The 25150-nt window shown below is 45.8% G+C and carries 23 protein-coding genes and 3 tRNA genes; 15 read left to right on the plus strand and 11 right to left on the minus strand.

Translation table 11 applies throughout. The annotated features are described in order from the left end of the window. The first annotated feature begins 122 nt into the window (after positions 1–122). From proB to BC792_RS11485, 5 genes are all read left to right on the plus strand, one after another. The gene (gene proB, locus BC792_RS11465; protein WP_148909154.1) at positions 123–1157 is read left to right on the plus strand and encodes a glutamate 5-kinase; all 1035 of its coding nucleotides are present in this window, start codon (positions 123–125) and stop codon (positions 1155–1157) included. A 16-nt stretch (positions 1158–1173) separates the two neighbouring features. Beyond that, positions 1174–2436, plus strand: a complete 1263-nt coding sequence (locus BC792_RS11470; protein WP_148909155.1) for a glutamate-5-semialdehyde dehydrogenase — start codon at positions 1174–1176, stop codon at positions 2434–2436. 3 nt (positions 2437–2439) lie between these two features. Continuing rightward, a complete protein-coding gene (locus BC792_RS11475) occupies positions 2440–2838 on the plus strand; it encodes a hypothetical protein (protein WP_148909156.1) in 399 nt (132 codons plus the stop codon). Positions 2839–3046: 208 nt separating this feature from the next. Further along, a complete protein-coding gene (locus tag BC792_RS11480; protein WP_148909157.1) occupies positions 3047–4282 on the plus strand; it encodes a hypothetical protein in 1236 nt (411 codons plus the stop codon). Positions 4283–4443: 161 nt separating this feature from the next. Continuing rightward, the gene (locus BC792_RS11485; protein WP_148909158.1) at positions 4444–5079 is read left to right on the plus strand and encodes a peroxiredoxin; all 636 of its coding nucleotides are present in this window, start codon (positions 4444–4446) and stop codon (positions 5077–5079) included. A 92-nt stretch (positions 5080–5171) separates the two neighbouring features. Here BC792_RS11485 and BC792_RS11490 read toward each other — a convergent pair whose 3' ends face one another. From BC792_RS11490 to BC792_RS11500, 3 genes are read right to left on the minus strand one after another with little or no spacing between them, the layout of a single operon-like run. Next, the gene (locus tag BC792_RS11490; protein ID WP_148909159.1) at positions 5172–5354 is read right to left on the minus strand and encodes a hypothetical protein; all 183 of its coding nucleotides are present in this window, start codon (positions 5352–5354) and stop codon (positions 5172–5174) included. A 46-nt stretch (positions 5355–5400) separates the two neighbouring features. Continuing rightward, positions 5401–6492, minus strand: coding sequence for a S1 family peptidase (locus BC792_RS11495; RefSeq protein WP_148909160.1), 1092 nt, complete (start codon positions 6490–6492; stop codon positions 5401–5403). A gap of 16 nt (positions 6493–6508) precedes the next feature. Further along, positions 6509–7078, minus strand: a complete 570-nt coding sequence (locus tag BC792_RS11500; RefSeq protein WP_246155015.1) for an RNA polymerase sigma factor — start codon at positions 7076–7078, stop codon at positions 6509–6511. Between the two features lie 258 nt (positions 7079–7336). On the opposite strand from BC792_RS11500, the gene ispF reads away from it, so the two are divergent. Next, positions 7337–7819 (plus strand): 2-C-methyl-D-erythritol 2,4-cyclodiphosphate synthase, encoded by a 483-nt coding sequence (gene ispF, locus BC792_RS11505; RefSeq protein ID WP_148909227.1) that lies wholly within the window; start codon positions 7337–7339, stop codon positions 7817–7819. On the opposite strand, the gene BC792_RS11510 is transcribed toward ispF, so the two are convergent. Next, positions 7800–9032: a TCR/Tet family MFS transporter gene (locus BC792_RS11510; protein ID WP_148909161.1), complete on the minus strand. Its 1233-nt coding sequence runs from the start codon at positions 9030–9032 to the stop codon at positions 7800–7802. The genes ispF and BC792_RS11510 overlap by 20 nt on opposite strands. A 342-nt stretch (positions 9033–9374) precedes the next feature. On the opposite strand from BC792_RS11510, the gene BC792_RS11515 reads away from it, so the two are divergent. Together BC792_RS11515 and uvrC are read left to right on the plus strand one after the other, a co-directional pair. Next, positions 9375–11621 (plus strand): penicillin-binding protein 1A, encoded by a 2247-nt coding sequence (locus BC792_RS11515; RefSeq protein ID WP_148909162.1) that lies wholly within the window; start codon positions 9375–9377, stop codon positions 11619–11621. 117 nt (positions 11622–11738) lie between these two features. After that, a complete protein-coding gene (gene uvrC / locus BC792_RS11520; RefSeq protein WP_148909163.1) occupies positions 11739–13538 on the plus strand; it encodes an excinuclease ABC subunit UvrC in 1800 nt (599 codons plus the stop codon). On the opposite strand, the gene era is transcribed toward uvrC, so the two are convergent. Next, positions 13535–14413, minus strand: coding sequence for a GTPase Era (gene era, locus BC792_RS11525; RefSeq protein ID WP_148909164.1), 879 nt, complete (start codon positions 14411–14413; stop codon positions 13535–13537). The two genes, uvrC and era, sit on opposite strands and share 4 nt — an antisense overlap. Before the next feature lie 117 nt (positions 14414–14530). On the opposite strand from era, the gene BC792_RS11530 reads away from it, so the two are divergent. The 6 genes from BC792_RS11530 to BC792_RS11555 all read left to right on the plus strand — a co-directional run bounded on the left by BC792_RS11530 (position 14531) and on the right by BC792_RS11555 (position 18760). After that, positions 14531–14603, plus strand: a tRNA-Met gene (locus BC792_RS11530). 48 nt (positions 14604–14651) lie between these two features. Beyond that, positions 14652–14724, plus strand: a tRNA-Met gene (locus tag BC792_RS11535). A gap of 48 nt (positions 14725–14772) precedes the next feature. Continuing rightward, a tRNA-Met gene (locus tag BC792_RS11540) sits at positions 14773–14845 on the plus strand. A 235-nt stretch (positions 14846–15080) separates the two neighbouring features. Continuing rightward, a complete protein-coding gene (gene der, locus BC792_RS11545) occupies positions 15081–16385 on the plus strand; it encodes a ribosome biogenesis GTPase Der (protein ID WP_148909165.1) in 1305 nt (434 codons plus the stop codon). A gap of 20 nt (positions 16386–16405) precedes the next feature. Continuing rightward, a complete protein-coding gene (gene cysS / locus BC792_RS11550; RefSeq protein WP_148909166.1) occupies positions 16406–17872 on the plus strand; it encodes a cysteine--tRNA ligase in 1467 nt (488 codons plus the stop codon). 24 nt (positions 17873–17896) lie between these two features. Then, positions 17897–18760: a DUF4440 domain-containing protein gene (locus BC792_RS11555; RefSeq protein WP_148909167.1), complete on the plus strand. Its 864-nt coding sequence runs from the start codon at positions 17897–17899 to the stop codon at positions 18758–18760. A 556-nt stretch (positions 18761–19316) separates the two neighbouring features. On the opposite strand, the gene BC792_RS11560 is transcribed toward BC792_RS11555, so the two are convergent. Then, the gene (locus BC792_RS11560) at positions 19317–20687 is read right to left on the minus strand and encodes a peptidylprolyl isomerase (RefSeq protein WP_148909168.1); all 1371 of its coding nucleotides are present in this window, start codon (positions 20685–20687) and stop codon (positions 19317–19319) included. Positions 20688–20992: 305 nt separating this feature from the next. Between BC792_RS11560 and BC792_RS11565 the strand changes: the two genes are divergently transcribed. Then, positions 20993–22084: a lactonase family protein gene (locus BC792_RS11565; protein ID WP_148909169.1), complete on the plus strand. Its 1092-nt coding sequence runs from the start codon at positions 20993–20995 to the stop codon at positions 22082–22084. A 35-nt stretch (positions 22085–22119) separates the two neighbouring features. Here the strand turns inward: BC792_RS11565 and mnhG are convergent, their stop codons facing one another. Genes mnhG through BC792_RS11590 form a run of 5 tightly spaced genes read right to left on the minus strand, consistent with a single transcriptional unit; the run spans position 22120 to position 25148 of the window. After that, complete coding sequence (mnhG, locus tag BC792_RS11570) at positions 22120–22542, minus strand: monovalent cation/H(+) antiporter subunit G (RefSeq protein WP_148909170.1); 423 nt, start codon at positions 22540–22542, stop codon at positions 22120–22122. Next, the gene (locus BC792_RS11575; protein WP_148909171.1) at positions 22539–22811 is read right to left on the minus strand and encodes a monovalent cation/H+ antiporter complex subunit F; all 273 of its coding nucleotides are present in this window, start codon (positions 22809–22811) and stop codon (positions 22539–22541) included. The genes mnhG and BC792_RS11575 overlap by 4 nt, the downstream gene beginning before the upstream one ends. Then, positions 22808–23284 (minus strand): Na+/H+ antiporter subunit E, encoded by a 477-nt coding sequence (locus BC792_RS11580; RefSeq protein WP_148909172.1) that lies wholly within the window; start codon positions 23282–23284, stop codon positions 22808–22810. Before BC792_RS11580 ends, BC792_RS11575 begins: the two co-directional genes overlap by 4 nt. After that, entirely contained in the window at positions 23281–24795 is a 1515-nt protein-coding gene (locus BC792_RS11585) for a proton-conducting transporter transmembrane domain-containing protein (RefSeq protein ID WP_148909173.1), read from the minus strand. Before BC792_RS11585 ends, BC792_RS11580 begins: the two co-directional genes overlap by 4 nt. Further along, the gene (locus tag BC792_RS11590; protein ID WP_148909174.1) at positions 24792–25148 is read right to left on the minus strand and encodes a Na+/H+ antiporter subunit C; all 357 of its coding nucleotides are present in this window, start codon (positions 25146–25148) and stop codon (positions 24792–24794) included. Before BC792_RS11590 ends, BC792_RS11585 begins: the two co-directional genes overlap by 4 nt. Positions 25149–25150: the final 2 nt, after the last annotated feature.

Raw genomic sequence — 25150 nt, forward strand, 5'->3', positions numbered from 1 at the left:
AATGGTCATAAACCGTACCAAACAGCGGCTAAAATTATAGCTGATGATTTATTTTTATAAAAAAGCTTATTACATTTACATTAATCTAAAAAAATCATTTTAAAATTATTAAATCATTAATAATGAAAAAACCTGTGTTGGTCATAAAGTTTGGTTCTGCTGCTATTACGACAAAAGAAGGGGAGGTTGACGAACGTATCGTGCTGGAGATTGCACGGCAGACCGCACAGCTGCAACCGAGATATAATATAGTACTTGTTTCGTCGGGAGCCGTGGCTGCGGGAAAGCGCTTTTTGACCAAGTATGAAGGATCTATATCAGAGCGGAAGGCTGCTGCGGCCATTGGTAATCCGCTGCTGTTACGCACGTATAGCACATATTTCAAACCGTTTAATATTGCTTTGGCGCAAAGCTTGTGCGAGCGGCAACACTTTGCAAATAGGGCACAGTTTTTACAGCTGAAGGATACCTATCAGGAACTGTGGAAAAACAATATTATTCCCGTAGCCAATGAAAACGATGTTGTTAGCAACAAGGAGCTGAAGTTCTCGGACAACGATGAACTGGCAACGCTGATTGCAGTCGGTTTTGGCGCCGAGCAACTTCTGTTTAGTACGTCGGTGCCGGGGGTGCTGGACGCCAAAGGAAACGTGGTGCCCGAAATACAGATTATTGATAAGGCGGCGCTGGGGTTGGCTAGGAAGGACAAGTCGACCGTTGGCCTGGGTGGAATGACCTCAAAACTGAATTTTGCCCGTCTTGCAAATCAGATGGGAATCCGAACGGTTATTTTCAGCATGCAAACGGAAGATGGTATACTGAAAGCTGTGCGTGGGGAAACGGGAACTGTTTGTCTGCCTCAGCCGAAAAAGGTGTCTTCAAGGAATAAATGGATGGCGAGCGGTAGCCTTATTAAGGCCATGATAAAAGTGGACGAGGGAGCCGTCAAAGCCATTCAAAACAGAAAAAGTCTGTTGGCTGTGGGGATAATTGACATCAATCAGCCAATGGAAACCGGCGAGGTATTCCAGATTGCGGACGAGCAGGGGGAGATTTTTGCCGTAGCAAAAGCCAAAATAGATGTCGTTGACCTAGCGGCGATTCATAAGAAGAAAAACACAGCCGTCGCTCATGCCGACGATATTGTGCTGTTATAAACGGGATAGCTGTAAAATGCATTACAAGATGAAAGAAAACATAGAAGCGGAGCTACAGGCTGCATATGGTGCGACAAGAGGTATCCGTATGTTAACTGATGTGGAAAAGAAAGAGCTCCTATTGGATATCGCCTCTTCGCTGCGGGAAAACAAGCAGGTGATCATTTCGGAAAATAGCAAAGATCTGGCGCGCATGCCTTCCGAAGACCCTCGTTTCGACCGGCTCTTACTGACAGAAGAGCGGATTGAGGCATTAGCGAGAAGTGTAGAAGCGGTGGCTGATCTGCCGGACCCAACGGGCGCCCTTCTGTCCCGTACGACGTTGGCCAATGGCTTGCTTGTCGAGAAGAAGACTGTGCCCCTCGGCGTGGTGGGTGTTATCTATGAGTCCCGGCCTAACGTCACCGTGGATGTTGCTGCCTTATGTATACGGTCGGGGAACGTATGTTTGTTGCGAGGAGGCACCGACGCCTGGTATTCCAACACCATTTTGGTGCAGCTTATTCAAAAGGTGCTGTGCGACAGACGGTCTGACGTGCATATCGTACAGCTTTTGCCTACTGATCGCGTATTTGTCTCGGAATTGTTGACAGCAACAAAATATGTGGATATTATTATTCCCCGGGGATCTCAGACCTTAATAGATTTTGTCCGGGAGCACGCTAAAGTTCCCGTTATTGAAACCGGGGCCGGCGTATGCCATACCTATGTAGAGAAAACAGCGGATTTAAAGACCGCCGCGAAAATAGTAGCTAACGCGAAGATCTCGCGACCATCAGTGTGTAATGCATTGGATACCGTCGTATTAGATGCAGCCATTGCTGAGGGCTTTCTTCGAGAGGTAGCAACGTATTTTCAGGAATCAGCCGTAGACGTGTTTGCGGATCAAACGGCGTATCAGCTGCTGCGGTCGTTGGACTATCCTTATCTCCATCGGGCAGCCGACGAGGATTTCGGCAGGGAATTTTTGTCGTTACAGTGTTCTATACGGGTAGTGGATAGCTTTGACGAAGCGCTAGCGCATATAGCGCGGTATTCGTCTAAGCATTCGGAATGTATTGTTTCTGAAGATCAGACGAAAGTGGACCTGTTCATGGATGTAGTGGACGCCGCAGCCGTGTATGCTAACGCCTCCACGCGCTTCACCGACGGCGGAGAGTTCGGCCTGGGGGCGGAGATCGGTATCTCCACGCAGAAGCTTCACGCCAGGGGGCCATTCGCACTGGAAAAGTTAGTCACCGAAAAGTGGTATGTAACTGGGAAAGGACAAATACGATAGACCATGGGGATTAGATATGAAAAAGACACAATTTTAAATTGGATCGAAGAGATCGGCAAGTTTTTACGGTTATTAATCGATAAATCCTTAGATGGTGATCCTGTTGACCATCAGGCACTGGAGGAAGCATACATGAAGTTCTTCCATAAAGAAAGACGTTGGATGCTCCTGTGTACAGATGAAGAGCTTCTGCTGTATGTGGAACAGGAACTCGAAGAGCAACAGATCCGTCCTTTGGCCTTATTACTACTTCGTGATGGGCTGCAGACTGTGGATGGGGAGTCCCAGCGGACCTTACTGCGCAAAGCAAAGCTGCTGATCGAATACGTTTCCGAAAAACTCGGCAGCTTCTCTTTTGACGATTACCATCATTTATCTGAAATCGAAAAAAGGTTGAAATAGCGTGGCAGCTCGTTCTGTTTGTTTATCTCCAACTATTGTCAGATCTGCTGGGGCATCGCCATCCTCTGCTTAGGTTGTGTGTTACTGCCGCCACCTTTTACCGGAAACACCCCGTAAAGGCGTCTAGCCGTAATTTATTGCAATACGAAGTCGCGGCCTGTCGTATATATATATGGAAGAATTGGTCCGCATTTAGTATCTTACGGCTATGATGATTAATCCGTGGCATCCATTGCAGAAGATAGGCTTTCGTTTTTCATTCATTTTCATTTTATCCTTTATTATCGTTAATAATAACGAGGCCTTTCCATTATTTAATTATATAAGCAAGCCGTTGGTGCAATTCACACAGCATGTGACACCTTGGTTTGCAGAGAATGTACTCAACTATAGCTACGACCATTCAATTGTTATAAATGGAAGTAGTGACACTTCTTACGCGTGGATAACCTTGCTTATTCTCTTTCTCTGGGCCGTCGCAGGTACTATAATTTGGACTGTCACAGACAGGAAGCAGAAAGATTATAATACAGCTTATTATTGGTTGACAACTTTTGTCCGTTATTATATTGCCTTTATGTTGATAAACTATGGCACTATCAAGCTTATCCATGCGCAGATGCTGCCACCGGGGCTGAACCGGCTAATGCAACCGCTGGGAGAGTTTTCCCCCATGGGATTAGCTTGGACATACTTTGGTTATTCCAAAGGATACAACATTTTTATCGGCATGGTGGAAATACTGTCGGGTTTTCTTTTATTCCGGAAAACAGTTGTACTCGGCGCGTTGATAACCATGGTCGTAAGTATTAACATCATGACGGCTAACTATTTTTTTGATGTGCCGGTCAAGATCATCTCGACAGCTTTGTTTTTATTGTCTGTCTTTTTGCTATTGCCCCATATCAAGCCTCTGTTTGATTTTCTCGTCCTCGGAAAGTCCGCCCACATAGACGTACTTCGGAAACCCGAATTTGTCAAGCCTTGGAAAAACAAAATGCTTACGACAGTAAAAGTTGCAGCAATAAGTATATTCGTTCTGTCACAGTTTTCAGGAGTTCTCAATAGACAGAAACTAATAAAACATTACCTCCGGAAGTCGCCGTTGTACGGGATATACCAGGTCGAAAGTGGAGATAACAGGCGGACGGCTATTCCGGGTGACTGGTCGTTTATCGTTTTCGAATATGAAGGAGATGCGACGGTCCGGGATGTGTATTATAGAAAAAAGAAAATCACTCCGGCAATCGATGCTAAACAACGTAAAATATCACTGAACAACTATACGCTTGACTATTTAATACTAGAAAATGGAGATATACTTTTGACGAAAGCGTTTGGCGACCGCACGGAAAAAGTCAGGTTAGTTAAGCAGCAACCAGAGCACTTCGAACTAAGGAGACGGGGATTTAACTGGATACAGGAATACCCATATAATCGATAGACTGACCGATGCCGTGATGGGAGCTCAGTAACGCCCCGCTTATAGTAAAAATAGTGTAATGTTTTTGATGATCAGGTAAAAATAAGAAACCATTTCTTGGATAAATTGTTTAATCTACTAAATTTGTAGATTATATGGTTTTACAATAAACGCAAAAAAAAATGAGTTTACGATTAGGAGATACCGCACCCAACTTTCAGGCAGAGACCTCTGTTGGAAAGATTGATTTTTACGAATACATTGATGGTAGCTGGGCTGTTTTATACTCTCATCCCTCGGATTACACACCGGTGTGTACAACCGAGCTGGGGCGCACGGCACAGCTAAAGTCGGAGTTTGAAAAAAGAAACGTTAAAGTGCTCGCATTAAGCGTTGATTCTGTCGAAGATCATTTGGGTTGGATCAATGATATTAACGAGACGCAGCAGACCACCGTCGACTTTCCGATTATAGCAGACAAAGACAGAAAGATAGCGGAACTTTACGACATGATCCACCCTAACGCTTCGGCTACGGCAACTGTGCGCTCCGTATTTGTGGTCGGTCCTGATAAGAAGGTTAAGCTGACGTTGACGTATCCGGCGTCTACGGGACGTAACTTCAATGAGATTTTGCGTGTCATCGATTCACTGCAGCTGACGGATCAATATTCGGTGGCGACGCCCGCCGATTGGAAAGACGGAGAAGATGTCATTGTCGTCCCTGCGATTAAGACGGAAGATATTCCGGATAAGTTTCCGAAAGGGTTTAAAGAGATTAAGCCGTATTTGCGGGTCACGCCGCAACCAAACAAATAGTATGGCGATGTTCTCTCTAATGATAAACAGTACGGGCGCAATTTCTTTGCGCCCGTACTGTTTATATAGACTGCCGTGCTTTTGACAGTTTTTTATGTGCTCAGCAATTCAATAGCGAGTCCAGCCTTTGCCGGCTTATTGGGGTTAGTCGAGGGAAGGCTACGCAGCTTAGCGGCTACTAGATTAGCTTCTTTATCAAGTTCACATTGAAACCCTCTTCTTTCGGAAAGCTCTTGACGTAGCCCCCGCTGTTGCTTTGTCTTCTTCAGCAGCATCTAGCAGTTCAAAGCGCCCTGAGCCGAAATAAGAATCGAACGCTGGTTAATATACTTTAACGATATAGATATAGTCCTGCAGCTTCTTTATCTGGTCAGTACGCGGCAAAGCGCTTAGGGAGTTTTTATTGCTAAGCACGATATTCCCTTGCAGGGAGTCTGCCGGTATGCTGTTCAAAGTCTCCAACAAGGCCTTGGTTTTTATGGCGAATGCGGCGCCGTCGATGCCTTTTTGTTTTCCGCTGATAATACCGATGACGTTCCCGTCTTTATCTAAAACAGGGCCGCCGCTGTTACCCGGGTTGACCGGAATAGAGATCTGGTAGGCCAACGTGTCGCCTGCATATCCGGTAGCGGAACTCAGGTACCCTTGTCCATATACGGCTTCGTCGCGTGGGAATCCAATGGTGTAGATATCTTCTCCCAGATCGGAGTCCTGCTTCTTAAACGTATAAGGAATATTTTTTAACGACCTGAAGGTGGAATCATTAATACGTAGTATCGCCAGATCTTTCTCCGGATTGGTGAAAATGATGTCGGCTTTAAAAGACTGACCTTTATGGTTCTGTAGGTGAACGGAATCGGCACCGGTAATCACGTGGTAGTTCGTGACTACATAGCCGTTCTTCGTGATCATAAATCCGGTAGCTCCATAATGCATGGTTTCCACATTATCCTTATGGCTGCTGATGCTCTTAATCGCAGCGTTGTGCGCATTAACATTCCTTTTTACCGTGTTCATATCGCGGCGCAGGGCGGAGTAGTCCGAAGTGGTTTTGCGCAGGTTCGAGTAGTATCCTGTAAGCCATAATGTGGAGAATACCGATACGATAGCTATTGCCGCAGCGACCGCCGCGTTTAGTTTTAGGCGATCCCACAGGCTCACAACACGGGTGCGTTCGGTCCGGTGAGTTGTATGATAATGGTGCGCTGTTTCGGATAACGATTTTTTAAAGTCTAGCCGTGCTTCGGCCGCCTTAAAAGTGGACAGAAACGCCGCGTGTTCCTCAAATTTCGTAGCCTCGTCCGGATGCTCCTTACAGTATCCCTCGAACCAAACCCTTTGCTCATCGGAGAGTTCTCCCCGAAGATACGCGTCTGCCCATTCTATAAATTCCTGCTGGTTTAATTTCCTCATGCCTGTCTGGAATAACTTACTTCTTAAAAAATAACTTTTTTAGCCGCTGAAGACACTTGTATTTTTGTGTCTTCGCATTGTCTGTATTGGTATAGCCAAATTTCTCACAGATGTCAGCCATGGATCTATTCTTTATATAAAAGTCATACAAGATCGTTTTGCATGGTTCTCCCAGTCCAACCAGTGCTTCTTCCATGTGCAACAGGTTCGCTTCGACGATTTCATGGTTTTCGACAGCCTCTTCGGCAGCCAGATAATCCTCATGATTGTCGATCTGATCCTTGTGATATTTTGACTCGCCCCGAGTAAGCTGTTTTAGCCATAGCCTCTTTGAAACAGCATACAAAAAAGTTTGAAGTTTGCTTTGAAGCTCGAAGTTGCTGTTGGTCACTCTGTCGTAGAGCACCATTACGGTCTCCTGAAAGATATCCTGAGCCTCTTCTTTGCTTCCTTGATTGTTTATAACCATCTTCGCAATTGGCGGGAAATACAGCTTATATAATTTCATTATAGCCAGATTGTCTCCCGACGCCAAGCCGTGAATGATATCCAAATCAACGTTGCTATCGCTTTTTTCCTTACTCACCTATTAATACCTTTTTAATCAAATAGTAACCTGCCTTATGTCGATTTTTTTAGTTCCTGTCCGGCAAACGCTCTTTTATCTCTTCCAGGCGTTAAAGATATAAAATATCCCCGACTGCTGCGCTAGGTTTGCGTGCCATCGATACAATTCAGGGAGAACACCTATCTTACGGCATGTTAGCAGGCTGTCCGTAATAACGACAGTCCCTATGCAATTATTTTGCATATAAAAGTGAATTTATCTATGTTTAGCCCTATGATAAAGACAAAGGTAGGTTTCGGATTCGATGTTCACCAAATGAAAGAAGGACATCCATTTATTGTAGGCGGCGTTCAACTTGAACACCACGCCGGAGCGTTTGGACATTCTGACGCTGACGTGTTGGTCCATGCTATCTGTGACGCTATCTTAGGAGCTGCCAATCTCGAGGACATCGGCCATCACTTCCCCAATACCGACGAAAAGTGGAAGGGCGTAAATAGCCTCATATTATTGGAGGAGTGTGTCCGGCTGATTGCTGCAAAAGGTTACACGTTAGGTAATATCGACAGTATGTTGTGTTTAGAAGCGCCTAAGATCAAACCTTATATTGCGGCAATGAAAGAAAATATCGCGCGCGCAACAGGGTTGGATACAGATGACGTATCAATAAAAGCGACGACCAACGAGACCATGGGCTTTATTGGCCGGCAGGAAGGTGTCGTCGCCTATGCGGTTTGTCTTATCGCGAAGGAGGGGTAGCCCGAGCATGTCGGGCGAAATAGCGCAGGGCGATAAGGAGCGCGCCCGAGGTCAATAGGCCGCCCATGAAGAATGGAGCGCCCGGAAAATATAATGCGGCTCCTTCCTTCGTGAAGAACGAAAATAGGTTGCTCATCATGACCGGACCAAAGATAGCTGTTAAGCTGATGACCGAGGCGATCCCGCCCTGAATCTGTCCCTGTTCGTCGTTAGGCGTCAGGTTCGAAACAAGACTTTGTATGGCCGGACCGGCGATACCGCTACAGACGTAAAGTATGCTGGTGGCGAACAACATCCATGTTTGGGTTACGGCTCCCATGAGGGGTAATGCGACAGTGCAGAATACCAAGCCGGTGATGACCGATTTCGGTAGGCCTAGCTTCGGAATGACAATGCGCAGAAGCCCTGCCTGTACGATAGTTAACAAGGTACCGATGAATCCGAGCGATATGCCCACCATCTTTTCGTCCCAACCGAACTTTTCCATTGTATAATATGACCACGTGCTCTGCACGGCGTGCGCCGATAGGTTGACCAGAAAGATACAGGTTATCAATGCATATATCCGCGGATATCTTTTCATGTGGCGGAACGTTCCTATAGGATTTGCATTTCGCCACGAAAATGGCCTGCGGTTCTCGGTTTTAAGCGACTCTGGTACGACAAAGTATCCGTAAAGGAAGTTTAGAAAGCTTAATACGCCGGCAGCGAAAAACGGAATGCGGGGACCGTATTGCCCTAAAAGCCCGCCGAGCACGGGGCCGATAATAAATCCGAGTCCAAAGGCGGCCCCGAGCAGCCCAAAGTTTTGAGCCTTCTTCTGCGGAGAGCTAATATCCGCGATATACGCAGCAGCAACGGTGTGGCTGGCGCCCGTTATGCCGGCTATCAGCCGGCCGACAAACAGCCAAAGGATAGTGGGGGCGAGGCCCATGAGAATATAGTTTATGCAAAATCCAAGGAGGGAGAACAGCAAAACCGGGCGCCTCCCGAAGCGGTCGCTGAGATTTCCCAGTACCGACGCAAAAAGGAACTGCGTAAAAGCGTAGCAAAACATCAGCCAACCGCCATAGCGCGACGCCTCACTGAGATCTCCCTGGATGAGTTCGCGGATCAGAGATGGAAGTACGGGGATAATAATTCCCAATCCTACGGTGTCTATCACGACAGTCAGGAAAATAAAAAATAAGCTAGCGTTGTTCTTTCTTTGCATAATCGACGTCGGCACTAATACTTTCCTAAAGTAAGGATTTTTTAATTGCTATTTATTGGCGATAGTAGGCTGGCCGTGGCAACACTGTTAACTGCCGGCCTGTTCATGGAAACGCCGGGCGGTATCGGTTGACTTTATCAGGAAAGGGAACAACCGAAACTTTGAAGAAGTTAAAAGTTATCAGACAAGAATATATTACCTTTGCTTCCGTATACGGACATATGCCACAAGAAGGTTACAATATGTTTACGATAACAAGCAACGGAATTGGCACGTTAACTGATATAGAAAGAGGCTGACGCTCTATCAGACGAGGTAAGCTATAAAGTATTAAATCATGCTATGAAGAGAGAATCAAAGCAAAATAAACTAACAGAAGAAGACGTTAAACGTTATACCCGGAACTTTTGGAAGATATTGGCCGGAATAGTCGTATTTGGCGCCGTTTTTATTTTAAGCGTACGGCTGGGCGTATTCGGCAAACTACCTTCGTTCGAAGAGCTGGAGAACCCCAAGAGCAACTTAGCGTCTGAAATCCTTGCGGACGATCTGCGTGTATTGGGAACGTACTATAAACACAACCGCTCGAATGTCAAATACAGCGAGCTATCGCCGTATCTGATACAGGCGCTGATCGCAACGGAGGACAAGCGGTTTTACGACCACTCCGGTATCGATTATTCACGCACTATAACCACAGTTTTCCACACGTTGCTGGGAAATAAGCAGGGAGGGAGCACGATCACTCAACAGTTGGCATTGAACCTGTTTTCGGAGAGGAGAGAGCGTAATACCATTAAACGTATTATGCAGAAATTTCAGGAATGGGTTACCGCGGTGCGTTTAGAGAGAAGCTATACCAAAGAAGAGATTATCACGATGTACTTTAATACGGTCGACTTTGGAGCCTACAACACGTACGGAATCAAATCGGCCGCCCGCACCTATTTTAACACTACACCTGATAAGCTGAAGCCTGAGGAAGCAGCGCTTCTGGTTGGAATGCTCAAAGGACCTTCGGCGTACTCTCCTGTACGGTTTCCTGAAAACGCACTTGCGAGACGGAATACCGTTCTGAATAATATGGCCAATCAGCATTTTCTAAGCAAAGAGGAAGTCCAAAAGGCTAAAGACGAACCTATAAAGCTGCAGCTGCGCATTTCGAACTATGGTGAAGGGCTAGCTCCTTATTTCCGGGCCGTACTCAAAGAGGAAATTAAAAAAGAGTTTCAGCGCCTGTCCATCACGAAGGCGGATGGCACACCGTGGGACTTGGATCGGGACGGACTGAAAATATATACGCCGATTAACTACGTCATGCAGCAGTATGCCGAAGCGGCCCAAAAAGAGTGGATGATGAAGCTGCAACGCGACTTTGATAGACAATACCGGAATGCAGATCCCTTTAAAGGAGCTAATGCCAAGTTGCTGATTGCGGGAATGCGCCGGTCGGATCGCTATAGGGTATTAAAGGAAGCGGGCATGTCGGAAGAAGATATCAAGGCCCATTTTAATAAGAAAGTGCCAATGACGTTGTTCACGTACCGAGGAAATGTGGATACGGTGATGACGCCCATGGACTCTATACGGTATAACAAACTCTTTCTGCGCAATGCGGTCATGTCTATGGAGCCGAAGACGGGCCATATAAAAGCGTGGGTGGGCGGAATCAGTTTTGAGCACTTTAAGTTCGATCACGTGAAACTGGCCCAGCGGCAGGTCGGCTCAACAGCGAAGCCCTTTACGTATGCTACGGCTATCGATAACGGTTACTCGCCGTGTTTTACGGTTCCGAACCATATGCGGACCTACGGCAACTGGACGCCGCGCGGTACCGTACAGGGCGGTGACCCGATCACACTGAAAAACGCATTGAAATATTCGCAGAACTTTGCGACTGCCTACGTTATCAATGAAGTTGGCGCCTCTAATGTCGCCGCGCTGACGAAGAAGATGGGGATTACTTCAAATGTTCCAAATTATCCGTCAATATCACTAGGCGCCTATGAAGCTTCTGTATATGATATGGTAGGAGCATACGCGGCTTTTGTAAACCACGGAACATGGATAGAGCCCACGATGATCTTGCGTATAGAAGATAAAAATGGTACGCCCATTTACGAAAAGGCGCCTAAAGTTGTAAAAGCCATCAATAGTGAAACCGCCTATATCATGGTTGATATGCTGAAAGGCGTTGTAGACGGCGGTACAGGATCCCGTCTGCGGAGAGCAGAATACGGCGGGTTGACAAACCCTATCGGGGGTAAAACAGGAACGACCAACGACAACTCCGACGCGTGGTTCATCGGTATCACGCCAGACCTCGTGACGGGCATCTGGACAGGGGCTGAAGATCGCGGGATCCGTTTCTACAGTATGGCATCCGGACAGGGTGCGTCGGCTGCCTTACCTATCTTTGGGCTATACATGAAAAAGGTCTACGACGATAAAACGCTACATTACACAAAAGACGACTTTCCGTTACCTCCCGGCGGCTTAACCCGCGAGATCGACTGCAGTAGGTACGTTCCTTTTTATGGTACGCCTTCTGAGGAAGCCGAGTTGGATGACGATCGCCTTGGATTTTAAGCATCTTGTTCAAGATATAGTTGCCGAACAGCAAATTTTGCCGAAATTTGCTGTTCGGCATTTTTGTGAATCACTCGTTTATCAATGGCAACTGGTTCACGGTAGAACGTTTACAATATGAGTTCATTTGACTACAGAGAAGAACTAAAAAAGATACCACACAAGCCCGGCGTCTATCAATATTTTGATAAGAACAACGAGCTTATTTACGTGGGCAAAGCAAAAGACTTAAGGAATAGGGTTGGCTCGTATTTTGTTAACGATCAGCAGCTGAACAGCAAAACCAGAGTGCTCGTCCGTAAGATTAACCGTATCGCTTTCACTATTGTCGATACCGAGATCGATGCATGGCTGTTGGAAAACAATCTCATAAAGAAGCATAAGCCACGCTACAATGTGATGCTCAAGGACGACAAGACATATCCATGGATCGTCATTAAAAATGAGCATTTTCCACGTATATATTGGACCAGAAAATATGTCAAGGACGGATCGAGGTATTACGGGCCGTACGCTTCTGTCGGCATGATGCATATCATACTGGATACGATACGGGAACTTTTTCCGCTGCGGACGTGCAACTTAAACCTAGCTCCGGAAAATATTGCGAAAGGGAAATATAAGGTGTGTCTGGAATACCAGATCGGAAACTGTAAAGGACCGTGCGAGGGCTATCAGCTGGAAGAAGATTATAATCAAAACCTTGCTGACATTAAACATATTCTTAACGGAAGGATCGCGGTCGTAACCGGCAGGCTAAAAAGCCAGATGCAGGACGCTGTTAACGACCTGAACTTTGAACTGGCGCATAAGCTCAAGGGAAAACTGGATAAGCTTGCCAATTACCAGAGCAAATCGACCGTTGTCAGTTCGTCGATAAGCAATGTGGATGTGTTTAGCATCGCTTCCGACGAGAGCTATGCGTTTGTAAACTATTTGAAGGTTGTACACGGTGTGGTAATACAGACGCAAACGCTAGAGATGAAGAAGAGACTCGACGAATCGGAAGAAGAACTGTTAGCACTGGCGATTCCTGAAATCCGTAGCCGCTTTAAAAGTACATCGAAAGAGATTATTGTTCCTTTTGATATTCATATCGAAGAAAGCGACGACATACGGTTTACAATTCCGAAAGCCGGCGAAAAAAAGAACTTGCTGGAGCTCTCTTTGAAGAATGTCGCCTACTTCAAAAAAGAACGTATGTTGCAATATGAACGGCTTAACCCCGAGGTGAAGACTGAACGTATTTTGAAGCAAATGCAAAAGGATCTGCGACTGACGGATCTTCCAAGGCATATCGAGTGTTTCGACAATTCGAACATTCAGGGGAATTACCCCGTTTCGGCAGTGGTCGTTTTTAAAGATGCAAAGCCGTCCAAAAAAGATTATAGGCACTTTAATGTCAAAACCGTTGTTGGACCAAACGATTTTGCCACGATGGAAGAAGCGGTATTCAGACGGTATCGCCGCCTGCTTGATGAAGATCAGGATCTGCCGCAGTTGATTATAATCGATGGGGGAAAGGGACAGCTGGGGGCGGCGTTGAAGAGCCTGAAGCTACTCGGAATTGAGAAAAAAGTAACTGTAATCGGAATTGCCAAGCGGTTGGAAGAGCTTTATTATCCCGGAGACCAATATCCGCTATATCTCGATAAAAAATCAGAGACACTCAAGATCATTCAGCATCTTCGGGACGAGGCGCATCGTTTCGGTATCACCTTTCACCGCCATCAACGGAGCCGGAAGACGTTTGTATCGGAACTGGAAAACATTCCCGGCATAGGCAAGACATCCGTAGAAAAACTACTGAAAACCTTCAAATCTGCCAAAAGAGTTAAGGAGGCAACGGACGAAGAGCTACGAAAAGTGCTTAACCCGAAACAGGTTAAAGCACTACGTCACTATTTTGAAGGCTAGTCGTCGTAACCAAACTGCTTGAGGTAATTCTTTTTGCTGCGCCAATCAGGGATTACCTTTACAAATAGCTCCAAAAATACTTTGCCGCCAATAAACTCTTCGATGTCCTGACGGGCATATGTACCGACCTTTTTTATCATTGCGCCGGCTTTTCCGATAATAATGTTCTTTTGGGAGTCCCGCTCTACAATGATCTCGGCGGCAATTCTTGTCAGGTGCCCATCTTCTTTATAGGAGGTTACAATCACTTCCGTGCTGTATGGAATTTCTTTGTCGTATAGCTTGAAGATTTTTTCGCGGATCATCTCTGAGACGAAGAAACGCATGCTTTTGTCGGTCAGCTCATCCTTTTCGTAATACGGTGGGTGTACCGGGAGCTTTTCCTTGATATAGTCCATTATCCCACTGACGCCATATCCATGCAGGGCGGAAACAGCAAATATTGTGTCTGGCTCCAGCTTTTCTTTCCAGAATTCTACTTTGGCTTTTACCTCTTCCTCGGACGACTTGTCTATTTTGTTGATCAGCACGGCAACGGGAGAAGACGTCTTCTGGAGCTTTTCTATAACATCGTTCTCATCGTACTTCTCATGGATATCGGTAACAAACAGAATGACGTCGGCATCAATTAAAGAGCCTTGGACAAAGTTCATCATGGATTCCTGCAGGGAATAGTTCGGCTTAATGACGCCGGGCGTGTCCGAGAAGACGATCTGATGATTTTCATCATTTACGATACCTATAATTCTGTGCCTTGTGGTCTGGGCTTTTGGGGTAATGATCGACATCTTCTCGCCTACTAATGAGTTCATTAAAGTAGACTTTCCTGCGTTTGGCTTTCCGATGATGCTAACAAATCCTGCTTTATGCGACATTTTATCTTGTTTTTTATTTGGAATACAAAGAAACAAATAATATCTTTGTACTCCAATTAAACGGAATGTTATCTTGCGTTTATGCTATCAAAAGCGCAATTTTTATAAAAAATACATTGCGGGGTGGAGCAGTTGGTAGCTCGTCGGGCTCATAACCCGAAGGTCATCAGTTCGAGTCTGGTCCCCGCTACTAAAAGAGCTAAGCGCGATGCTTAGCTCGAAAATATTAAACATACATTGCGGGGTGGAGCAGTTGGTAGCTCGTCGGGCTCATAACCCGAAGGTCATCAGTTCGAGTCTGGTCCCCGCTACTAAAAGAGCTAAGTGCAATGCTTAGCTCGAAAATATTAAACATACATTGCGGGGTGGAGCAGTTGGTAGCTCGTCGGGCTCATAACCCGAAGGTCATCAGTTCGAGTCTGGTCCCCGCTACTTTTAAAGGGGAGTCGGATATATGATTTCCCTTTTTTTATTCAAGCAATTTACAGTTTGAGCTAGATGCTACTGTGTGTATGATTCGAATGCGTTTCTGGACAAAAAATGGCTTTGCGACAGCGCAAAGCCATTTTTTTAATCTATCTAAATAATAGCGTATTTTATTGTAACTTTGTAGGCTTGAACAAAGTGAGTTGCCGTGAGGTAACGTCAGTTAACACCGAATATTATTATGGCTAATATAGTTGCAATCGTTGGTCGCCCGAATGTGGGAAAATCAACCTTATTTAATCGTTTAACAGAAAGTAGAAAAGCTATTGTTGATGACTTTAGCGGGGTAACACGTGATCGCCATTACGAAGCTGCCGAATGGATCGGTAAGAAGTTTACGGTTATCGACACGGGGGGATTTGTACATGGGTCGGACGATGTCTTCGAAGAGGCTATCCGGGATCAGGTTCATATCGCTATTGAAGAAGCGTCCGTCATCCTCTTTATGGTCGACGTGACGACAGGAATCACAGACCTGGACGATGAAATTGCCGATATTCTACGGCGCAGCTCTAAACCTGTATATGTGGTTGCCAACAAAGTGGACCACGCCAAATTGCATCACGACTCCGCCGAGTTTTATGCTTTTGGTTTGGGTGAGGTGTACAACATTTCATCGGCTACAGGATCCGGCACCGGCGAACTGTTGGATGCGGTGGTATCCCATTTCCCCGACCAGGAGGAGGAAGAAGAGAATACGCTCCCAAAGATAACGATCGTGGGTCGTCCCAATGTGGGTAAATCGTCGCTGACGAATGCCCTTCTCGGAATAAATCGCAATATAGTGACCGATATCGCGGGTACGACACGCGACTCGATACGCATACATTACAACCAGTTTGGATACGAGTTTCTGCTGGTCGATACTGCGGGGCTCCGCCGGAAGAGCAAGGTAAACGAAGATATTGAGTTTTACTCGGTTATGCGTACCATTAAAGCGCTGGAAGATTCTGATGTCGTAGTCTTGATGTTGGATGCCAATGACGGGATCGAAGCGCAGGACATTAATATCTTTCACCTCGCCGAGAAAAACAAAAAAGGCGTCGTCTTAGTTGTCAATAAATGGGATACGGTAGAAAAAGATCATAAAACAGCTAAAGAGTTTGAAACGCGTATCAAGGAAAAGATAGCGCCCTTTACCGATGTTCCCATTATCTTCACGTCGGTGACCGAAAAACAGCGTATTTTTAAGGTTGTCGAAACGGCCATGGAAGTGTATCAGAACAAAATCAAAAAGGTGCCTACGTCGAAACTCAATGATGTGATGCTTGAGATAATCGAGAACTATCCACCGCCGTCCACCAAAGGAAAGTATATTAAAATCAAATACGCGACACAGCTGGCTGGACGTTCGCCCATGTTTGCCTTTTTCTGTAACCTGCCGCAGTATATTAAAGATCCTTACAAGCGCTTTGTGGAAAATAAGTTGCGCGAAAATTTTGATTTCAAAGGAGTGCCTATTCAAATATTTTTTAGACAAAAATAAGCCGTTACTTTATCTTTTTTATGGAAAATAATCTCGTCGTTTATAACACGTTAACGCGAACAAAAGAACGATTTGAACCGATTAATGCACCTTTCGTTGGAATGTACGTATGCGGCCCTACCGTATATAGCGATGTACACCTGGGCAACTGTCGTACTTTTGTTTCATTCGATATGATTTTTCGTTACCTGCAGCATCTTGGATATAAGGTGCGTTACGTTCGTAACATTACGGATGCGGGACATTTAGAAGGCGACCGGGACGAAGGTGACGATAAGTTTTCCAAGAAGGCGAAGCTCGAACAGCTCGAACCGATGGAGATTGTTCAAAAGTATACGTTGGGGTTCCACGAGGTGTTACGCTTATTTAACACATTGCCGCCGAGTATAGAACCTACTGCGACAGGTCACATCTCCGAGCAGATAGAAATGGTAAAGCAGATCATCAATAATGGGTATGCTTATGAGGTGAACGGCACGGTGTATTTCGACGTGGAAAAATACGTCAAAAAATATGATTATACGGTCTTAACCAACCGAAAGCTGGAAGACTTGCTTAACAACACGCGCGAGCTCGGCGGCCAGGACGAAAAAAGGGGACGGCTGGATTTTGCGCTCTGGATAAAGGCGAAACCCGAACATATCATGCGCTGGCCAGCGCCTTGGAGCGTTGGCTTTCCCGGCTGGCATATAGAGTGCTCGGCGATGAGCAACAAGTACCTCGGGGCACAATTTGATATACATGGGGGAGGGATGGACTTGGCTGCTACACACCATACAAATGAAATAGCACAGTCTGAGGCATGTAACCACGTGCAACCGGCGAAATACTGGATGCATACAAATATGCTGACGGTGAACGGTGCAAGAATGTCGAAATCGGCCGGCAACGGCTTTTTGCCACACGAACTGTTTACTGGAAACCACCCGTTGTTAAATCGGGGTTATTCGCCTATGGCGGTACGCTTTTTCATGATGCAGGCACATTACCGAAGTACGTTAGATTTTTCAAATGATGCGCTGGAAGCGGCCGACAAAGGTTATAAACGCCTGATGAATGCCATAGCGTTGCTGGATAAAATCAAGCCTGCTTCTGGTAAGTCCGGGTTTGATTTGGAAGCTTCGAAAAGACGTTGTTATGCGGCCATGGACGATGATTTTAATAGTCCGGTGCTTATCGCTGAGTTGTTTGAGGTGGTTCGTTTCATCAATGCCGCTTACGATGGAAAAGCCGTCGCCGACGTAGAAATGGTAGTGCAGCTCAAAGATTTTATGCAGGTTTTCGTCGTCGACGTTTTAGGCTTGAACGATGATTTGGGAACCGATACGAATAACATCGAAGAACTCATGCAAATCATCATCAATATTCGAAACGAAGCGAAAAAGAATAAAGATTTTACGACATCAGACCGTATACGGGAGGAGCTTCAATCTATTGGGATACAATTAAAAGATAGCAAAGAGGGGACACTTTGGAATAAGATTTGATTGTAAGACGACAAAATTGTGTAAATGAAGTTCGAAAAAATCTATTTTTTTATTGCTATCTGGTTGGTCTTCGTGTATGATGCGTATGGACAGCTACCTGATAAAGTGGGGAGCCTAATAGCTGCCGACCGTACGGCCGCGAATATAGCGAAGATGAGCAACCCTTATGAGGCACTCATGTCTATAGTCGACAAGGAGTCTACCTTATATGTGCCTTCTCCGGTTAATGCCGTTAATTATCTGAACAATCGCCCGAATATTCCCGACGTGATGGCCTGGCAGCCCAATTTTGCACTGGTGTCCAAAAGTTTGGATTGGGGGGTAACATCGGGCCCTATGGAGTTTCAGAAAATTGGCGCCGTGAAACGGGCCGGGCAATATCTCACTGTCTGGCGCAGAGATAAGAAAGGCAACTGGAAGGTGCATCTGCGTGCGGAAGTGGAAAATTTTGGAAAAGGGCCGAAATCGGACCTCGTTTATTACGAACCGGATGATTCCTGGTATCTAAAGCACCGGTCGAAGGTTCGTTTGCAACAACGGGAAGAGGTCGTTATGCAAAGCGACGAGCTTTTTTCAACAATATTAAAAGCCAACAATGAAACGGCTTTTAACGAATTTCTTTCGGATGACGTCCGCTATTACTACCCATGGGAGTCGGAGATCGAAGGCAAAAAAGATGTCTTGGCATTTCTTAAGCGGAAGCGTATAGAAATTCATACAGAGCCGACAGGCGTAGGACGCGCCTACAGCGGGGAGTATGCGTACACTTCCGGTACTGCCACCGTGCGTTCTAAGGAAAAGGTGGTTAAATTTAACTATGTCCGGATTTGGCAGCTTAAGGACGATTACCAATGGAGGGTCTTAATCGAGATGCTGTTTGAGCGTTAGACTGCGGTATGAAAGTATGAAACCCGGCCGTCCACGACGAACGTCCTCATATCGATTAGCCTGTTTTGTTAACTTTATACCGCTCAAGGGACGATGTTTTACGAAGTACGATAGGGGCACCCACGCGGCTCGCATAGGGATTGCTTCGTCGTCGTAAAAAGGAAGTTGGAAGGTAATAGCTAGTGGCAGATAGCGGATGGCTTTAAGCCAACAGCTATAAATCGTAAAGTCTTCGATTTGAAGGTGTAAAGTGTCTAGGGGTTAAGCGTAACGACTGACTCCTATGAGGTTAATGCCGATAGAAACCCGTCTTCGTGAGGAGGGACGACGACGCGATCTTAAATGTTTTAAAGAGTGTAGACTGGATCACTTCCGTTCCTCAGGTTCGCAATAATGCTAAGGGCGGCAGGGGACTCAGCGCACGGTGCGTGGTTGCTGCGTCCGTGGGGCACATAAAGGCGTGGCGGATGACATATCATCAAGTAAACCAAATCCAAACACGTTCAACAAAAAAAGCTACCCGCAGAGGTAGCTTTTCTGTTATGTGAGCGTTCTTCTAGTGCGCAGCTAAGGCTTCGTCTTTATTGATCCAAAGCTTCAGCTCGTCGCATTGCATAAAATCGGAGTTGATGTCTATGAAGGTATTTTCCTTCCGTTGCTCGAACCACTCGCTAAGCTTTCTATTGATCTTATCCTGCCGTGCGGCCTCCTGTATTTTTGCAAAATCCTGCTCGAGGTTTGCCTTATGAGGGGCAACCCGCGATTTCAGGTACATGAATTTGTAAACCTGATTATCCATGCGGTCTTTAGAGAGAAATGATTTCGAATACTGCCCCACTTCAAGTGGATCAATGGCGGTAAACGTTTCCCGGTCTAGCCTGTCTACAGGAATCAGGCCCGAATGGTCTTCCTCATTCATGATCATCCCTCCGGTATATTTTGTTTCGTTGTTATCCGAGTACTGAGAGGCGGCCGCGTGGAAGCTGATTTTTCCCTGAGTTACTTTGTCGTATATGCTGTCTATCTTTGCTTTTGCTCTTTCCAGGCTGGCACTGGTTGGTTTTTTCTTAATCAGAAGGTGCCTAACATTCACCTCTTCTCCACGGCGTTGCAGGACCTGTAAAAAGTGGAACCCGTACATGGTCTCGAAGACCGGCGAGATTTCGCCCTCCTTAAGTTTAAACGCCATGGCCGAGAATTCTTTCACGTAGCTATCCCGTGTCGCAAATCCCAGTTCCCCGCCATAGGGTGCAGAACCGTCTTCAGAATATAAGCGGGCTACTGTCCCGAAATCTGAACCATTCAGCACTTGTTGCCGGTAGCCTTCGGCTTTTTGCCTAAATTGTTCTTTCTCTTCCTTCGTAAGCTCCGGATTTATGACAATCTCCCCAATTTCCACTTCCGTATTAAAGTAAGGCAGGCTATCCTGATTCAATCCGTTAAAGTAGGTTTTGACTTCCTGTGGCGTAACGTTGATTGTTGTTACGATATTCTGCTGCATCTTTTGCGCTTTTAGTTGTTCGGCTACGCTCGAGCGCATTTCTTCCTTATATTGCAATAGCGAACGGTTGAGGAACTCTTCCAGACGTTCTTTTCCTCCGGCCTGCCTCACCATAACCTGCATCCTCCGGTTTAGGTTGTCATCAACTTCGGCCTCGGAGACCTCAATGGAGTCGATCATGGCTTGTTGAGACAGTAGTTTTTGCGTTACAAGCTGCTGCAGCAAATAACATTTCATGTCGTCATTAGGTTTTTCACCTTGAGCAAGGTATTGGGCATATTGCATTTCCACATCGGACTGCAGAATAATGCTTGAGCCTACCGTCGCCACCACCCGATCGACTAACTTGTTCTGCCCTACAACGGTCTGGATGCAACAAAAAGCCACGATAACCGAACTCAATAGTCCTATGTATTTTTTAATCATAAAATGTTTGTCTTTACGAGTCGCAAAATTACCAGAATTAACGGGATTTTATAGCCCTATATTGCTGAAATCCTGTGAATCTGCTACCTGCCAAATTTACTAAAACTTTGCGCGCTAAATTATTAAAAATGTTAAAAATTAATTTTTCTTTAACCATATTTAACAGGAGCGTGTTATTAGTAATGATACTATTATGTATCTTGCTTCAATTTCCTCTAAAAATAGGCCTTCAAAGGCAGAGGAGCGTGGAATAAATTCATTGACAAAATGAATCTATTTAAGTTTGATACGAGCGAAGATTATTTATGAGAGCAGTTGTTACAGTTATTTTAGGTTTTTTTATGGTTCAGTCTTTTGCACAGGAAATTCCGATGTTCGTCGGTACATACACCAATAAGGGAAGTCAGGGAATCTACCTCTATATGTTTAATACTGACAGTGGAGAAGCAACGTTGTATTCCACAACAGCTAGCAACGACCCATCCTTTTTAGCTAGATCTTCGGATGGCAAAATGTTGTACGCCGTAAACGAACGCGAAGACAGTACCGCTTCCTTGTCGTCTTTTGCATTTGACGGCGACGCCTTGTCGTTTGTCCATGCTATTCCCACCGGCGGAGGCTCGCCGTGCCATGTGGCCGTTAGCAGCCGTTACCCCTTAGCGGTCGTGTCCAACTATGGAGGCGGGTCGCTATCGGTCTTCCAGCTGGAAGAGAACGGAGCCCTCGGCGAACGTACGCAATACATTGTGCAGGAAGGAAGTGGGCCGGATAAAGAACGCCAGGAAGCATCCCATGTACATTCGGCATTTTTTAGCCCTGATGATAAGTTCGTCTACGTGCAAAATTTAGGGACGGATCGCATCACCGTGTATCGCATTGAGAAAGATAAGGAAACGTATTCGCTCGTGGAAGACAGCCACATTCCGACCCCGCCGGCCGGCGGACCGCGCCACATCGCATTCGATGCAAAAGGCAAAAATTTGTATGTCTTGTTAGAGATGGCGGCGCAGATAGCACACTATACCAAAGAAGGAAAAGACTGGAAGCTTGTCGAGACCATGTCAGTCAACGAAGACGGTTACAACGGGAAAAATGGAGGAGCTGAAATTAAGCTTTCTCCCGATGGACAATTCTTATACGCTTCCAATAGGGGAGACGCAAATTCCATTGCGTTATTTGAAATAGAAAAATCGGGGAAGTTAATAAAATCTAAAGTCTACCCCACAAACGGCGTGGAACCCCGAAACTTTAATATCACACCGGACGGGAGATTTTTACTCGTAGCAAACCAGTCGACCGATAATATAACCGTTTTTGAGCGGGATATGTCGACGGGCGAACTCAAGCAAACGGATAATCAGATTGACGTACCTACGCCGGTCTGCATCGCCTTCTAGCTCTTGCTGGGGAGCAGAAGCATGGCTATTGCGTGTTATTCTGTCTCTTCCTCGCTCTTCGCTATATTGGGCGGCTCGGATCCGCCCTCACTGTTTTTTGGCCCCCCGTTGCTTTCCAGCTCGTGCGTCTCTTTATTATACATCCCTGCAAGCTGGTCAATTACGGTATCTTTCCAAAGCGGAGTGCCCGTGAAATAGGCGGCCCTTCCGATCATATGCGCTGCTATGGGAGCCGTGATAATAAGGAAAAAAATAATAGCGATCGCTTTAGTGGTTACCGATACGTCGGGAAACATAATCGCGGCGCAAATCAGCAGTAGGCCCACACCCAATGTAGACGCTTTAACAGTTACGGAGAGCCGCAGGTAAAAATCGGGCATTCTCAGGATGCCGATCGACGCGAAAAGGATCGATAGCGCGCCCACAGTACTTAAGATGGCTAATATAATATCAATCATTTTTTCTGTTTTTCAATATAATAAGCAAATGCGATGGTTCCGAGGAAGGCAATAAGCGCGAGGATGATCGCGACATCGAGCATAACCTGCTGATCAGCCCGGATGCTATACACGGTAATGATGCCGATTCCGATGGTGATAATCAGATCCAGCGCGATGACGCGGTCGACTATAGCAGGGCCCTTGTATAGGCGGATAAACACAAGCATTGCCGAAATAGACAATATCGGTAAGATAACAAAGTCAAAGTAAGTTTCTAATGTAATCATCGTAATATTGCTAAAAGTCTTCGCTCCAATCCGGTCTTCGTTTGCATGACAAATTTCTCGGCATCTGTAAGATACATCACATGTATGTATATTGTTTTTTTGTCTTCGCTCACGTCGAGAATCAATGTGCCGGGCGTGAGCGACAGCATGGTCGTGAGCAAATTAATTTCGAAGTCAGTCTTGGCATTCAACGGGTACTTTACGATGCCGGGTTTAAAAAAATACTTTGGAGTAACGACATCAAAAGCGACCTGCACATTTGCTTTAATGAGTTCGTACAAGAAATAAAATATGAAGCTGATGATTTTTGGAACACGGTAAAAATAACGTTGGTCGGTCTCGTTCCGGTTCATAATCCAAAGTACAAAGAACCCAAGCAGAAAGCCGAAAAGGAAATTGGTATAATACATCGAGCCTGTTAGCGCGACCCAAATTCCGGACAGCAATAGATTCATCAAAAAATACTTAATCATAACTCGTTGTTTTTATTTAAGACAGCCTCAATATAGGTTGATGTGTCTATTAATTGAGATGATATCTTCTCTGCGACCAGCACGATAGCTTCCGCATTAAGGCCAATATAAAGCGTTGTCAACGCCAGCATTCCGATAGGGAGAACCATTAGCAGCTTTCTGTACGGCTGCATTGGCGCAAACCTGTCGTCCACCTCTTCTTCTCTCGGTGGGTTTTTCCAGAACACCTGGGCCCACATGTTCGCTATCACATAGAGGGTGACAAAGCTGCCCACGATTAAGGCTGCCACAAAGAAATATTGGGTCTGCAGAAAGGCTTCCTGGAACAGGAAGATCTTTGGCCAGAATCCGGATAATGGGGGAATTCCGACAAGGGAAAATAGTACCAAAGCTATCAGCACCGAAATTTTCGGATAATCCCGGTATAATCCGCCCAGCTTATCCATATCCATCGTGCCCCGAAGCTGTCGAATAAGTCCGGCGATCAGGAACATGTTCGTTTTAACCGCAATGTCATGTATTAAATAGAAAACAACGCCCATAAGCGCCAGCTTACTGAACATAGCTATCCCGCCGATCATAAAGCCTATATGACATACAATTAAATACGAAAACAGCCTTCTTATATTGGTCTTGATTATGGCGCCGAAGGCTCCCGTCAGAATCGTAGCGCATGCGATGACCATGAGCAGGGTTCGGGTAAACTCGTCGGGAACGAAAATTAAACTGAACACACGCAGCATCGCGTAAATACCGACTTTCGTCAATAGTCCCCCAAACGTTGCCGCAACAGCCGAAGGGGGCGTATGGTACGAGGAGGGCAACCAATAGTAGAGCGGAAACACGGCAGACTTTATGCCAAATCCCAAAATAAAAAAACAAGAAGTTATACCCACCAATGTGCCGTCCTGTACCTGCCGGACCTTCAACGCCAGGTCGGCCATATTTAGCGAGCCCGTAAGACCATAAAGGAGACCTATCCCCGTTAGGAAAAACATGGAAGCTAGGATATTCATGGCCATATATTTTACCGCTCCCTCCAGCTGCGCCTTTCGACCGCCCAGTGTCATCAACACAAAAGATGAAATGATAATGACCTCAAAGTAAACGTAGAGGTTGAATATGTCGCCCGTCAGGAAGGCCCCATGCAGGCCCATGATAAGGAAGTGGAAAATGGGAAAATAACCGTAAAGCATACGTTGCCTGCTGACACCTATAGATGAAAATATCGATACGGCGAAACAGGCTATGGAGGTCAGCAACACCAACGTGACACTTAACAAATCGGCTACAAAAACGATCCCAAACGGAGCGTCCCAGTTTGCGGCATTCATGGTCAAAATTCCGTCTTGATAGACCCGGCTGAACAAACGGATCGCAACTAAGAGACCAATGAAACTTCCTCCTACGCTTAAGTAACGCTGTGTTAGGGTTTTTCGCCAGAACATCAGCTGGATAACAGCAGTAAACAACTGCACGAAAACAGGAGCTAATATATGGTTGTCTATCATAAATCTTCTTCTTCAGGAGTATTTAAATCGTCTAAGTCGTCAGAATTCACGAGGGCATACACCCGTTTTAGCAGGACGATGGCAAAAGAAGTCAAGGCGAAGCTAATAACAATAGCCGTCAGAATCAGCGCCTGTGGAATAGGATCGGCATAAATATCCTGAAACACTTTGTACGATTCATCAATAACAGGCGGGCTTCCCTTTGTAATTTTTCCTAGCAGAAATATGAGAACGTTTGTCCCGTTGCCTAACAGCATAATACCGAGTAGCAACTTGACTAAACTGCGCCGTAGAATAAGATAAACGCCGGCGGCATACAATAATCCTAGAACCAATACTAATAGTAATTCCATAT

It is taken from the genome of Sphingobacterium allocomposti (assembly GCF_008124885.1).
GTDB lineage: Bacteria > Bacteroidota > Bacteroidia > Sphingobacteriales > Sphingobacteriaceae > Sphingobacterium > Sphingobacterium allocomposti.